This is a genomic window from Saliniferula longa (assembly GCF_050789285.1).
Taxonomy (GTDB): domain Bacteria; phylum Pseudomonadota; class Alphaproteobacteria; order Rhodobacterales; family Rhodobacteraceae; genus CAVPWP01.
This window is the reverse complement of the sequence record NZ_JBOUVX010000001.1, coordinates 837,582-850,780: the sequence shown is the minus strand read 5'-3', so window position 1 is coordinate 850,780 and position 13,199 is coordinate 837,582. Positions and strand designations below refer to the sequence as shown.

The window sequence follows — 13,199 nt, the reverse complement described above, 5'->3', positions numbered from 1 at the left end:
CCAGGGCGGAACGCGAGCCGTGTGGTTGCGGTGCGCACCGCGTAGCGCGGCAGCGTTAAGGAACTTGTCCTATAGGAATTGTACCGCCCACTGTTCGTCTAGCGGAGCTATGACCCAAGCCCTTTAGCGACGAGCTGCGCGAGCGAGCGGTCGTGGTGAAAGGAGTGAACCCGAAAAGGGGTTGGGTCATGGCTTTGCCAGGACGAACAGTGGTGCGGAATGAGTAGGAATGGAGCGGTATTTCCCCTTCGTTCAAGGGGTAGGTACCAGAAGAATAGTCGAACGAAGGGGTGAGACGGCGCGGCAGTCGCCGGGTTTGCCGGGTGAGCGGTCGTGGGTGTATGCTAGAGGGGCAGGTCCAACTGGCGTACGGCCTGCTGTGTTTTGTACGCAACGTACAGCTCTACGTTGACAAAGGGCCCCCTCGCGATGGGGGCTTTTTGCATCCCTGAAATGCGGAGGGCCGGAGGGCGTGCACTCCCCCCGGCCCGGTATTGTGCTCCCGTTAGGGAGAGCGCTCGCGCGACGCGAGCTGCGTGTTGATCCAGGCATCCACCTCCTCTTCCGACCACAAGACTTTGAAGCCGATGCGCACCGGCTTCGGAAAGCTGAGGTGCGCGTAGTCTTCATCGAACCTGAAGCGGTCGAGGTGTGCTGGTGAAAAGCCTATCCGTTCGCAGACCACCTTCTTGGTGAGTAGTCTCATCACGTGAACTCCCGTTTGGGAGACCCACGTGAGCCTCGGTTTTGTCTCTCCTAGGCACCCGTGAGCTTGGCGATAAATAGCTCGTATTTCAAGGCTGCTGCGCGGGCCTCCTCGAGGAAGCTGTGCCGGATGTAGATGGCCGCGACGCCTGAGACGGTGCCGCTGCGATGGTTGAGCATCGCCTCCACGACGTGGATGGGCGTCCCGATCCGCGCGTGAATGGTGGCGAAGGTGCGCCGGAGGTCGTGAATGGTCCAGTGCGGCCAAGGGTACAGAGCATCGAAGCGCGCCTTGGCTTTCCCGAAACCGTTGAAGCTCTGGTGCTGATACTCGCTGAGGTATCGAGCGGTGAGTAGGTTGAATGGGATGGTGTGCTCGTGGCCGTTCTTGGCCACGGCCGCTGGAATGGTGATCGTGTCGCCGTCAATCCACTCCGGGCAGAACTGCGTCACCTCCCCTTTGCGCTGCCCGGTGAGGAGGCAGAGCTTCAGGATGTGCGAGAACGGTGGAGCGTCGTAGGCCATGATGGTGGTAATCTCCGCGTCGGTGAGGACGCGCGAGCGCTGGCCGTAGGAGACGGACTGGTGCGCGAAGGGGTTGCGGTCAACGAGCTCGTTTCGGATGCACCAGTTGAAGAACACCTTCCACGTCGTCACGGCATGGGGTGAGCTGATGTCGACGTCAGCCTTGGTGACATCGGTGAGGTGCTTCTTGTCGAGCTTGCTGAGGTAGTTGCGATAGACGTGAACTGTGGCTGGCCGGTTCTTTTGCTCGCACTCCTTCAGATACGCCTCACGGGCCGCTGAGAGCGACTGGAGTGCCTGTTTCGGGGTTTCGGTCACCTTGAGCCGCAGCGCCTCCTGGCGGGCCGATTTTAGGCTCATGGCGGGGTATCTACCAATGGTGAAGAGCTTCCGTTCTTTGCCCTTCATCATCACAAAGGTCTTGGAGCCGCCCTGGGATACGCGCACTCCGAAGCCGCCATCCCAGTACGTCTTCTGCCCCTTTTCGGGAATAGGTAGGTTCTTGATGCTGAGATCGGTTAGTCGCACGCTAGTCTCCACAATCGGATGAATAGTGACTAGCACGCATGACGCCCTATGGGTAGCGGGGAAGTGATGCTCCCTTATTTTATTGGCGCTCTGAGTAGCATTGAGGGCGTATGAGGAAGCGGCATCAGAACTGTTAATCAATTGGTCGTAGGTTCGATCCCTACCGCCGGAGCCAAAATCCCCTAAGTCATTGAAATATTTACCGCACTCCGCTCGTGAGTCGCGGAATGCGCGGTCTGGCACGACTCCTGTCGCCTCCCCTGTCACAAACGCTGGCACAGGGAGTCGCGCATGCACCGCCGCCGCATCGCCCAGACCCATCTCGAATACCGTCCCTCGGGCTTCCACTGGCGCCGCCGCTGGCCGGCGCGCGTCCTGGCGATCGTCCGAGGTGATGCCCCAAAGATTTTTTTTCTGCTCTTTCCGCTTCGAACGCACGTCCTCTCCGACGCAAAGGCCATCGCCCGGAGGCTCACCCTCCTCAGCGACATCGCCTTTGCCGCCGCCGCGGAGAAGACGATGCCGATCACGCCTGCCGAGATGAACCGCCTGCTGGATGCGCTCTGCCGCTTCGAGATCGAAGTGGCCGAACTCGCCCGCGAGAGCGCGCCGGCCCGGACGCCTGAAACCGCCGCCTACGAGGAGGCCTGCGCCGCGGCGGCCCTGGCGACGCTGCGTGAGGCGATCCGGCTGCGCGACCGCGAGATCGTGCGCGCGCCACTCCAGGCCGTCGCCGCCCGTCTCGGCCTTGTCCTCGACGAGGGCGATCCCGACTGGGGGCGCCTCGCGATGAAGGCGCTGCGGGCGCTCCTCGAAGTGCGGGAAGAGACTATCCGCCGCGACCGGGGCGAATTCGGCCCCCGCCCGGTCTTCGTGCATCGCGCCCTGGCGGAACTCGAACCGACAAGCATCGCGACACCGCTGGTCCATCCGCAGCCCCTGCCCCTGGTCCCGCCGGCCTGCATCGCGGATGTGCCCGGCTCCCTGACCCCCGCCATCCTTCCCCCGACGTCGCCACCGACCGGTGTCTCCCGACCGCCGGCCGTGGTCGCGCGCGTTCCAGTGATCGCGCCGGCCCCTGCGGCCGTCTGCGCGGCTGCGCCTGCGGCGCCGGGGCCGGCGCCTTCCTGCAGCATCCTCGAGGGTGCGGACCTCTATATCGACCTGCGCTGCAAGGGGCACAGGACCTTCAAGGCCAACGAGAACCCCTGTGCCGAAGCCGGCAGGAGCTGGAAGAGGAACTCAAGCAACAACGTGCGTTCGACGGCGCGGATCCTCAGCGATCTTCTCGGTCCTGGTCCCGTGCGCGACATCAGCGACGCAGCGCTGAAGGAGGCCTGGGCGCTCATCGAGCGGCTGCCGGCCAACTTCGGGCGCAGTCCGAAAGAACGGCTCACGCCGCGCGAGGCGATCGAGAAGGCCGACCAGGAAGAAGCGCGTCTCATCGAGCAGATCCGCGCCGAGCTGCGCCGCGAGGGCGCCAGCCCCGGTCGCGTCGAGGCGGCCGTGCGCGCCGCACGGGTGCCCCGGATGCGGGTCGCCACGATCTATCGTCACATGCAGGACTTCCAACGCATGTGCCGCTTCTGGGTCCTGCGGGGATGGCTCGACCAAAACATCATGGCGGAACATATCTGGAGCAGCGACGAACTCGAGCGCCGGAATCTGCTCGAAGAGGACAACACGCGCGAGATCTGGACCCCCGAGCAGCTCGGGGCGCTCTTCCGCACCCCGAAGTTCACCCAACCCCTCGAAGACCCGGGCGATCCGATGTTCTGGGCGCCGCTGATCTCGACCCATGCCGGCATGCGGAGCGAAGAGATCCTGCAGCTTGCTACCGACGACATCCAGGACATCGATGGAATTGCCTGCTTCGTGCTGCGCCAGGGGCCGGGACAGACCCTCAAGAGCAAGGCCGCGCGCCGGAAGATCCCGGTGCACGAGAACCTCATCGCGCTGGGGTTCCTCGAGCTCGTCGCGCTGCGCCGGCGCGAGGGCGAACCGCGTCTTTTCCCCTGGCTCGAACGCAGCGCGGCCAAGGAAACCCTGACCGAGACCTTCTCGAAGGCCTACACGCGCTACCGCAAGGACCACGGGATCTACGACCCGCAGCGGGACTTCCACAGCCACCGGACGACCTTCAACGACGCCCTGGTGGAGGCGGAGTGCCCCGACACGCAGCGCCGGTACATGATGGGCCATGTCGAGCGGGACGTCGGCATCGTGCACTACAAGCCCCGCAAGTTCTCGATGAAGCTGCTCAAGAAGAGACTGAACGCGGTGAGGATCGACATCTCGATGATCCGCCGCCCGTTCCAGCCCGTGGCCGCTCAGAACGTGGCCTTCCTCGATCCGAGGCGGGCCGCACGGCCGCGCGCGTAGGACGGTTTGGCTCGAGCTTGCACGGAGAGCGCGGTTCTCGTGCGCCCGTCGCCTCGCGTCCTCCGCGGGCGCTTCGCCCTCATAGCTGGACCGCCCAAGACGGGACGTCCCGCGTCACGGCGCTGATGCGACGCTGGTGATCGAAAGACTTCGCCCGCCCAGGTCCCGAAACGCCTTCTGCCGACAGGAGAAGACCAGGATCTGCAGGTCCTGCGCCTGGCGCGTCAGCGCGTCGAACATCCGCTCGAGCCGGTCGTCGTCGGTATAGACGATTCCGTCATCGAGGATGACCGGGGCCGACATCCCCGCCTTCGCGAGCATCCGGGCGAAGGCAAGTCGCACCAGGAGCGCGATCTGCTCCCGGGTGCCGCCCGACAGGACCGAGATGTCCTCCTCCTGGCCATTGCGGATCAACGCGGTGGGCAGGACCTCTTCGGCATCGAACTGCAGCTCGGAATCGTCCCAGAGCAGCCTGAGCAGCGGCACGAGTTCCCGCTTCACCGGTTCCACGTAGCGATCCCGTGCCGTCGCCCGGGCCTCCTCCAGCGCTTGCTGGAGGCGCTGCAGCACGGCGACCTCGAACTCGAGCGCCGCGAGACGACGGCGGGCCTCCTCAAGCCGCGCCGCGGTGTCGGCGAGTTCCTCCTCCACGGCTTCGCCTGCACGCAGCGCGATCGTCGCGTCGAGCTGACCCAGCTCCACGCGCAGCCTCTGGCGGTCTTCCTCCAGCCGCGTGACGATCGACGCCGCCCGATCGAAGGCGGCTTGTGCGCCGGCGAGGTCCGGGGCGTCCCGCGCGAGGTCGTCCCGCTCCCCGACCGTGGTCTCGTGGTGCTTGGCGGCCTCCGCGAGCGCGCGCCGTCGCGCGCCGACTTCCGCCTCGAGATCGTCTGTCGCCGGAAGCGCCGCCAGAGCCCGCGACCGCCGTGCCTCGGCCGTCTCGCGGGCCTGTTCGGACAGGGCGGCCCGGCGTTGCGCCTCGCCGAGGGCGCTCCTCGCGATCTCGAGGGCCGTCTCGGCGTCGCGCAAGGCGCGACGGGCCTCGGCCTCAGCGGATTGGGCGGTGGCCCGGTCAGGCGCTTCCACGTCGCCCGACTCGGGCTGCGGCAGCGCGGCCAGGGCATCGCGCAGGCGATCGAGCCCCTGCGGGGCGAGCGCGTCGAGGGCGATCTTCGCCTCGCGCAACCGCTGCTCGGCCTCTGCACGCGCCCGGGCCGATGCCCGGGCCGCATCGAGCGACGCCACCTTTGCCGCGTCCAGGGCGGATCGTAGACCTTCCTCTTTCCGCGCCACCTCGGCGGCGTCAGCCTGCGCCGCGGGGTGCACGACGAGGTGCCCCACTCCAGCCACCTCGAGGGTCACCGGCGACAGGATCGCGACGCGCTCCTCGCCCGTCAGCGGCCTGCCCTCGAGCGAAACGGCCCCGTCGCGGCCATTGGCATAGGAGACCGAGAGCCATGCCGCATCCGCGTCGAGCGCCCGCCGCGCGGTACGCAGGTCGCGCTCCAGCGTCTCGAGCGCCTCAAGATCGGCCGCGGTGAGCCCCTGGCGCGCGGCGGCCTGCGCGTCCTCGATCGTGGCGCGATGGCGCTCCGCGGCCGCGATGGCCTCCGCGAGCTCGGCCCGTCGGGTCACTGCTGCCGCGACCGCCTCGGCGCGGATGGCACGCCGGAGGGTTTCGGCCGCCGCCTCGGCAGTTGCCTTTGCCCGCACATGCACCCCTTCGGCGTGCTCCTTCTCCGCCCGGACCTCAGCGAGCAGGCCAGAGCACCGCGAGACGTCCGCGCACGCAATCTCCAGTTCCTCCCCCGCGTCCTCGAGTTCGGCCTGGAGTTTCAGGAGCGCCTCGAGCCGCTCCTGCGACTGCGCGACGTCGCGGCGGGCGCGGGTCTCCGCCTCCCCGGCCCGCCGCAGCCGCTCGGCATGACCCTGCGCCTCCTCGAGCCGTCGCCGCGCCTCGGCGAGCCGCGCCTGCCGTTCGGCCTCGGCCTCCGGCGCGGTGATTTCCTCAAGCTCCTTGCGCACCTGGCGACGCCGCGCGAGGTCCCTCCTCAGATCCTCGGCAGTTCCCTCAAGCTCCGCCGCGCGTGTCTCGAGGGCCGCCACCTCATCCTGAAGGCGCTTCAGCGGTCCATCGGCCTTCGGACGCCCCGTGGCCGTCAGGTACTTCCTGAGCTCCTCCCCACACCGCGACAGCGCGATGTCCATGCGCCGGCCCCCGGTCATCGCCTCGACCTCTCCGGCAACCGACGACATCAGATCACGCCGCGCCGCGCGGCCCGCATCCCCGTCGTCCGGGAGGTCGGTGAGGCCCTGCCGCACCCAGAGCAGTCCGGCAGGCCCGCCGTCCCGCGGCGGCTTGACGACGCTCGCGAGCCAGGCCTCGGCGTCATCGGCCTGCTTGAAGAGCTGGCCATTCCTCCAGACACGGATCTCGCCTGACCGCGCCTTCGTCCAGCGCTTCTCTATGCGGAAGGCGGCGCCGTTGATCTCCACGTCCACCCCGACCGAAGGGTCCCCGCCGGCATGAGGAGCGAGGCTGCGGATTTCCCGGTCCCAGGACTTCCTGTCCTTGAAGAACAGCGCGTGCATTGCGTCGAAGACCGTCGACTTGCCCTGCTCATTGGGCGCCGAGAGCACGTTCAGGCCGTCGCCGATCCCGCCGATCTCGACCTTGTCGACAAAGCGACGGACATTCTCAAGACGGATCGCGCGGAGTTTCATGCCACGCTGCCTTTCACGATCGAATAGAGCCGGGTGAGTGCCGCGCCCGCAACGCGGCGCTGCTCCTCCGCAAGCGCCTTGTCCCAGGCTTCTTCGAGAAGGGTGTCCGCCGCGAGCCGCAATGCGCCACCGATATCGATGTCATCGAGATCGCCCGTCTCGTATTCCGTCGCGAGCTCTGTCTCGTCATAGTCGAAGTGGCAGAAATCCGGAGCCGCAGCAGCGACCGCGCGCGACAGGGCAAGACGCTGGCGGAGCGTCACCCAGCCGGAAGCCCGCAGCCGCACGAGAACATTCTCGCGGCCGCTCTCCACCTCGGCCAGAGCGCGACGCACGGCGTCCTCCGGTTCCCGCTCCGGGGTCATCGGCAGCTCGATGTCCAGCCAATTGAACCGGCCTGTCCGGATCTCCTCAACGATCGGGACAGCGCCCGGCCCCGCAATCCTGACCGCGAGGCAAAGGCCAGCGCCCGGGTGCTTGAACCGATCGCGTTCGGGCGTGCCCGAGTAATGCGTCCGCGGGCCCACGCTGAGACGGCCGTGCCAGTCGCCAAGGGCCAGGTAGTCGAGCCGGGCGGTTTCCGCGCGGTCCGGAGGAATGACCTCGGCCCCGCCGTCCTCGCTGCTGAACGTCTGGACGGCGCCGTGGGCGAGACCGATGCGAAGCGCTCCCTTTCCCGTCTCGGCGGTGCTCATCCATTCGGTGAGATCCCGCCCAGCGTAGCGCCAGGCCGCCGGCGCGGGAAGCAGAACGACGCCAGGACGGATCTCGATCGGTTCCGGCTTGTCGAGGAGCCGCACATTGGCGGGCGCGTCACGACGAAACCGCTCCCAGAGCGCCTCGGCCGCGAGGCTGTCGTGGTTGCCCGGTATGACCCACCAGCAGATACCGGGGACTTCCCCCATCGCATTGAGGGCCTGCCGGACGACCTGGTCCGACGGAGTCTCGGTGTCGAAGAGATCTCCAGCGACGAGGACGTGCCCCGCTCCGTGCGCCTGTGCAGACCCCGCGAGCGCACGGATGACATCCCTGCGCGCGGCAGCGAGCACGCCACGGGGCTCTTCCGGCAGCTGGCCGAACCGACGCCCCAGGTGCAGGTCGGAGGTATGGATGAAGCGGAATTCGGTCATAGGGAGCGCTACTCCGATTCGTTGGCTGTCTAACGGCGGCATGCCGGTTCGTGCCGTTATCGACGATGAAGGTGTCAGAAGGTGTCATGGAACGGAAGCGTTCGGCAGATGAGTGCCGACCCCCGGGGCAGCCTCTACTGCGCGCCCACGATCAGTTCGATTTTGCAATCTTCCCCTTTCCTTCGCACTCCGGGAATCTCACGCAGCCGAGGAACGCCCCATAGCGCCCGCTCCGCTCGACGAGCCACCCGTCCGAGCACTTCGGACATGAGGGTGCCGCTGCCCCGCACTGCGCGCACACCAGATCCTCCTGACCCGGCACATGGCGCGGAAGCCCTTCGCCGCACGCCGGGCAGGAGGGCAGACGGTTGCCGCAGAGCTCGATGTGCTCGCACCGGTACCAGGACCTGCCCTCTTGCGACGGCATGAACAGAAGCCGGCCGCCGCATTCCCCGCAGGTATGGGTGCGGTCCTCAACTCCACCGGGTCCCGAGAGGCCATAGGCGGGATCCTCGATCAGCTCGGTGACGAAGGCCGACGGCCGCGCCTCGGAGGCGAAGATCGTGAGGGTATGCCGCGCCCGGGTCATGGCGACGTACATGACCCGGCGCTCCTCAGCGTTCTCGAAGGGCTCGGCCTCGGGCGACACAAGGCTCAGGAGCGGATCGTCCACCATCTCGGACGGGAACCCCGACCGCCCGCTGTCGGCACGCAGCAAGATGACATGGTCGGCCTCGAGACCCTTTGAGGAATGGATCGTCTTGTAGCTGATCGAAAGGCCGGGGAAGCGGCGCTGAAGCGCGGCGGCCCCCGGGTCGACCTTGCGATAGCGCCCGAGGAGCAGAACGGACGGCTTCTGCTCCCCCACCTTCGCGGTGGCTGAGATCTCCGACAACACCTCGTCAAGTCGGGTCCCGCCCGTGTCCTTCCGGGTCCAGACCACCTTGATCGCCGGTTGCTCGGCCACCCCCGCAGGTACCACGGTCTTTGTGATCTGGGCCGGGTTGCGCAGCACGAAATGCCGCGCGGGAAGTGCGATCTTGTCCACGGACCGGAACGTGCGGCCAAGGTCGACGCTGCGGTGGATACCCGTCTCGCCGGCGAAGCTCCCGCCGAACTCCCGCCCGAAGTTCCGCATGATGTGGATATCCGACCCGGCGAAGCGGTAGATCGACTGCCAGTCGTCCCCCACGGCGAAGACGCGCGCGTCCGCGTGCTGGGCTTTCAGCGCCCGGATCAGGCGCGCACGGCCGGCGGCGATGTCCTGGAACTCGTCGACGAGGATGTGGCGGAAGGGACTGCGGTAGCGTCCCGCCTCGACATGGTCAGTCGCGCGCCCGACCATGTCCTCGAAGTCGATCTCGGCGCCCAGCCGCTTCTGGTACTCCGTGAACACGGCCGTGAAGATGGTGAGGAAGGCCTGGGCGCGCTTGCCCATCTTCAGTTTCTCGGCCTTCTGCGCGCAGGCCTCGGCCGTGTAGCCGCCGCTCTTGTAGTGCCGCAGGAAGGTCCCGAGGAGCGACGAGAAGCCGTCGACGGAGCCCATCTCGACCACGCGGTCGTAGATCTCATCAGGTGGGCGGATGCGGAGGGTGACATAGGGCGCGAGCTTCTTCGCGAGCGCGTCGAGGAGGCGGCCCTCGCTTCTCTCCCAGCTGTAGGTCTCGATCAGCGTGGTCCCGTGCTCGGCATGGACCTGCCGCTTCCACTCCATGCCTTCGAGATACTCCTCGCGGTCAACGAAGGGCGCGGTGACCAGGCGTTCGGTGCCGTCCGGCATCCGCTGCTTCCGCACGCCGAAATGCTCGATGTAGACCCCGCTCTCGGTCAGCCGGAAATCCGGCTTGTAGACGCGCTTGCCGTTGCCCGGGAGCGTGTGCTCGTAGGTCGGCTCGTACTCGTAGGCGATGCCGTTGCGATAGAGCCAGTTGGCGATCTGGAGTTCCTCGAAGCTCTTCACCTTCTCGCCTTGCAGGGTGCGAAGGTCGAGCTTCTCTACTTCGGAATACCACGCGTGCTTGGTCTTGAAGTCCCATTCCGCACGAGGGTCATCGAAGAAATGTGCGAACCAGCCGACGATCATCTGCGCCACCTCGGAGGCGGCCGCCACGAGATCGCGCAGGATGGCCTTGATGAGGGCGAGGAAGGCCATGTCGTCCGAGGCATGCGGCGCGAGCGCGGGCTTCGTCCCCTCGACCGTGCCGATGATGTCGTAGGACAGCGCGTGGAAGGTCCGCGCCTCGACCGGAACACCGCAGCGCGCCTCGATCCTTTCGGACATTTCCTTGGCCGCGTCGCGGGCGAAGGCAAGTAGCAGGATCTCGTCGGGCGTGCGGATGCCGGCTTTGATCAGGTAGGCGGCCTTCGCGGTGATGACGCTGGTCTTGCCCGAGCCAGCGCCCGCAAGGACGAGCGTGGCGTCCTCGTCCACCACGACCGAGAGGCGCTGTTCGGGCGTCAGGGGCTTTGACTCGACGGCGTCGAGAAAGTCCCTCCAGCGGTCGAGCTCTGCATTGACGTACCGTTCAATGGCCGCGTCCCGGATGGGCGTCGGATCTGTCGCGAACCGGCTGATCGGGGCGAGACGCGTCCACTGGTCCGGCCCGATGGCCGCTTCGCTCAGCCTCGACAGCAGGCTTCTGTGCAGGTCGGCGGCCTCTTCCTGAGTCGAGCGCAACAGGCAAGCAGAAGGGTACCGTTTCGGGGACTCGAGCCCGGCGAGTGTCGAGAGGACCCGCTCTATCCGCGGCATCTCCGCTTTGAGCCATTGGGTATTGAAGCGTCTCCACGCATCCTCCGCCTCGGCCGCGAAGGCCCGCGCCGCACCCTTGCCGGCGGCGGTCAGCCGGACGTCCTTCTCTCCGATGACAGGCAGATGGAGCGTGGAGGACAGAAGCCCGCGGGTGACGGTCGGCGCCGCTGCGAGGCCCTCAAACCCGACCCACGACAGGCCGCCACCCTGAACCGCAATGCCATCGTCCTTCAGGCGCAGCGCTCTCGGGCGCCTGAAGAGCGGGTCGATGAGGAACCCGAGGAGGGGTCGCGCTTCAAGTTGCGTCATGATGTGAGACAACGGCCACCCGGCGATCGCGGCAAGCATGGGACCTCACCGCCTGCGGCGAGGTCTTCACGGATCGGCATGACCATGCGTTGTTCAGGGGACACGTCGCCTTCATTCATTGCCGATGATGCGCGTGAGCCGTTCGCCATTGGCCGCCAGCCAGCTCACGAGATCCCGAATCTCCTGCAGAGATTGCACGACCTTGTTTCTCTCGGTCGCGAAGGGAGCCTTTGCGTCGATCCCGGGCGTCCGCACGCGGATCGAAAGCGAGGTTCCCGCCTTCTCGGCCACATAGGGTGTGTCATCGAGAAGACCGCTTGATTTCAGATCCTCCAGCCGGTCGACCTTTCCCTTGAACTGCAGGTTGGCATACTTCCAGCGTTGTTCCCGTCCAAACTCATGACGGAGCTTGATCCCTGAAAGCCCTGCCACCGAGATATCCTCAAATATTACCGTAACCGCCCGCTCGCTGTTCTGTGAAGGACGTACCCGGAGATCGGGCAGGATCTCCCGAGCGAGCTCCTCATAGGCGATCGCGAATTGGCGCTTCTCCTCGATCGTTTCGCCACCGCTCCAACTTCCGGCTGCACGCTTTCCTGCAAGGGCATCAAGGAGTTCGATTCGTGCTTCAAGCCGGCGTGCGAGTTCGCCCGCCGATATGGAATGCAGGCGGCCGCTCAGGAACTCTGACATTTCCTCTATGGCAATCTCGGCATCGAACGCTCCGTTGTGAGCGAGGATTGCAAGTCGGGCGGCCGGAGCAACCAGAATCGCAGCGGATGCCGTAGGCCCGAGCCGCGCGCGATGGGCGCGCACCTCCTGCCGGTAGGCCTCCGCCTGCCCCCGCTGAAAATCCGAACCCACCTTGCTCTCGAGCAGAACACAGGCTCGGATGTCCTCGCGGTCAAACCAGCCGATCTCCACGTCAGTCTGGCGTCCGTCTCCATTGGCGCGAGGAGGTGACTTCCGAAGCTTGACCTCGCAGTCCCGGGGTGGTGTGAACGATCCGCGAACTCGGGACAGAAACCAATCCCGGAATGCGGTCGAAGCATGCAGCTCCTCCACCAAGAAATGATCGAGATCGCGTTCGCGTACGCTGTCGCGAAAGGCATTTTCAGGCAGGTTGGCGAGCATCAATTGTGTTCCTCACCGTTCGACGCGAGGACAGACAGAGGAGGCCAATGAGAAGAGCCTGCTCCCATCTGCGTCGCGCATGTAAATGGACGCGACGAATGGCGTCCGTGTTCTTTCATATCTCATCCCGGAGTCCGGACTCTGAGTGAGCTCACGCGCCAGATGAACGAACAAGGCTCACCCAATGGACACTGCATTCATTCGGTCCGGATCGCTCACACGGCGAAGGTTGGCCATTTGCCTATTGAAGGAAGGTGACCTTTTTCGGGCCGGAATTGGTCGAGGCGTCACTCCCCGGGAATGACCGAGGGCTCCGCTTTCATGGCATGGCAAGAAACTTCCGGAGCGTCTCCTTCGTCCATGACTTCCCGCTCACCGTGGGGACGCCCGCCTCGTTGAGCGAAGCCGCCACTTCGGCATAGGTCATCTCCTCCACTGCCAGGGTTCCGAGCGCCGCGAGAACCGCACCTTTCCGCGTCTCCTTTGAACCACGGTATTCTCTCCACGTCTCAGCCCAGGTCCGGAAATGCGCGATCGGGTCGAAGCGTTTTCCGTCCAGAAAAACCGGCTCCGGGGGAAGCATGACGAAGGGATGGCCGGAGCTCTCCAGACGATGCCGGAGCGCAGGATGCGTGCGCCATCCGAAAGCCTCGCCGAAATCCACGAGGACGAGTTCCGCATCTTGCGCCTTTGCGACGGTAATCGCGGCGTCGACGGCTGTCGCACCTTCGGGCGTGCCACGGTCGGGGGCGAGTTCGAGAAAGGCGCGCTCGGCGCTGAGCTCGCCCTTCTCCTCCTTCACCCAGCGGCGCACGCGCTCGCGCTGGTAGCGGATCGTGGTGCTCTTCTCCGCGGCCGCGTCAATGTCGTCGGGCAGCGCGGTGAACTTCGCGAAGGGCACCGGAAGCGTCCAGTAGAAGCCGACGAAGCGCCGCATGATCCCCATCCCCAGGTGCGGAAAATTCCGACAGACTGACCGCGCGCCGACCGGGCGTGCGATCCCTCTGCCA

8 protein-coding genes are annotated in these 13,199 nt (G+C 66.1%); 1 reads left to right on the top strand and 7 read right to left on the bottom strand.

Annotated elements, in window-relative coordinates; translation table 11 throughout:
* Positions 1-505: 505 nt before the first annotated feature.
* Entirely contained in the window at positions 506-706 is a 201-nt protein-coding gene (locus ACRDNQ_RS03880) for a helix-turn-helix transcriptional regulator (RefSeq protein ID WP_431827314.1), read from the bottom strand.
* 50 nt (positions 707-756) lie between these two features.
* Positions 757-1,758, bottom strand: coding sequence for a tyrosine-type recombinase/integrase (locus ACRDNQ_RS03875; RefSeq protein WP_431827313.1), 1,002 nt, complete (start codon positions 1,756-1,758; stop codon positions 757-759).
* Positions 1,759-2,049: 291 nt separating this feature from the next.
* On the opposite strand from ACRDNQ_RS03875, the gene ACRDNQ_RS03870 reads away from it, so the two are divergent.
* Positions 2,050-4,140, top strand: a complete 2,091-nt coding sequence (locus ACRDNQ_RS03870; RefSeq protein WP_431827312.1) for a site-specific integrase — start codon at positions 2,050-2,052, stop codon at positions 4,138-4,140.
* A gap of 114 nt (positions 4,141-4,254) precedes the next feature.
* On the opposite strand, the gene ACRDNQ_RS03865 is transcribed toward ACRDNQ_RS03870, so the two are convergent.
* The 5 genes from ACRDNQ_RS03865 to ACRDNQ_RS03845 form a co-directional block, all read right to left on the bottom strand.
* Positions 4,255-6,864: an AAA family ATPase gene (locus ACRDNQ_RS03865; protein WP_431827311.1), complete on the bottom strand. Its 2,610-nt coding sequence runs from the start codon at positions 6,862-6,864 to the stop codon at positions 4,255-4,257.
* Positions 6,861-7,994: a metallophosphoesterase family protein gene (locus ACRDNQ_RS03860; RefSeq protein WP_431827310.1), complete on the bottom strand. Its 1,134-nt coding sequence runs from the start codon at positions 7,992-7,994 to the stop codon at positions 6,861-6,863. Before ACRDNQ_RS03860 ends, ACRDNQ_RS03865 begins: the two co-directional genes overlap by 4 nt.
* Positions 7,995-8,145: 151 nt before the next feature.
* Positions 8,146-11,055: a UvrD-helicase domain-containing protein gene (locus tag ACRDNQ_RS03855; protein WP_431827309.1), complete on the bottom strand. Its 2,910-nt coding sequence runs from the start codon at positions 11,053-11,055 to the stop codon at positions 8,146-8,148.
* 111 nt (positions 11,056-11,166) lie between these two features.
* A complete protein-coding gene (locus ACRDNQ_RS03850; protein WP_431827308.1) occupies positions 11,167-12,189 on the bottom strand; it encodes a hypothetical protein in 1,023 nt (340 codons plus the stop codon).
* Between the two features lie 319 nt (positions 12,190-12,508).
* Complete coding sequence (locus ACRDNQ_RS03845) at positions 12,509-13,126, bottom strand: hypothetical protein (protein WP_431827307.1); 618 nt, start codon at positions 13,124-13,126, stop codon at positions 12,509-12,511.
* Between the last annotated feature and the right edge of the window lie 73 nt (positions 13,127-13,199).

Coding starts and splice junctions, on each gene's coding strand:
- ACRDNQ_RS03865 (WP_431827311.1), bottom strand. CDS start 6,864: ATGAAACTCCGCGCGATCCGTCTTGAGAATGTCCGTCGCTTTGTCGAC.
- ACRDNQ_RS03850 (WP_431827308.1), bottom strand. CDS start 12,189: ATGCTCGCCAACCTGCCTGAAAATGCCTTTCGCGACAGCGTACGCGAA.
- ACRDNQ_RS03845 (WP_431827307.1), bottom strand. CDS start 13,126: ATGCGGCGCTTCGTCGGCTTCTACTGGACGCTTCCGGTGCCCTTCGCG.
- ACRDNQ_RS03880 (WP_431827314.1), bottom strand. CDS start 706: ATGAGACTACTCACCAAGAAGGTGGTCTGCGAACGGATAGGCTTTTCA.
- ACRDNQ_RS03860 (WP_431827310.1), bottom strand. CDS start 7,994: ATGACCGAATTCCGCTTCATCCATACCTCCGACCTGCACCTGGGGCGT.
- ACRDNQ_RS03870 (WP_431827312.1), top strand. CDS start 2,050: ATGCACCGCCGCCGCATCGCCCAGACCCATCTCGAATACCGTCCCTCG.
- ACRDNQ_RS03855 (WP_431827309.1), bottom strand. CDS start 11,055: ATGACGCAACTTGAAGCGCGACCCCTCCTCGGGTTCCTCATCGACCCG.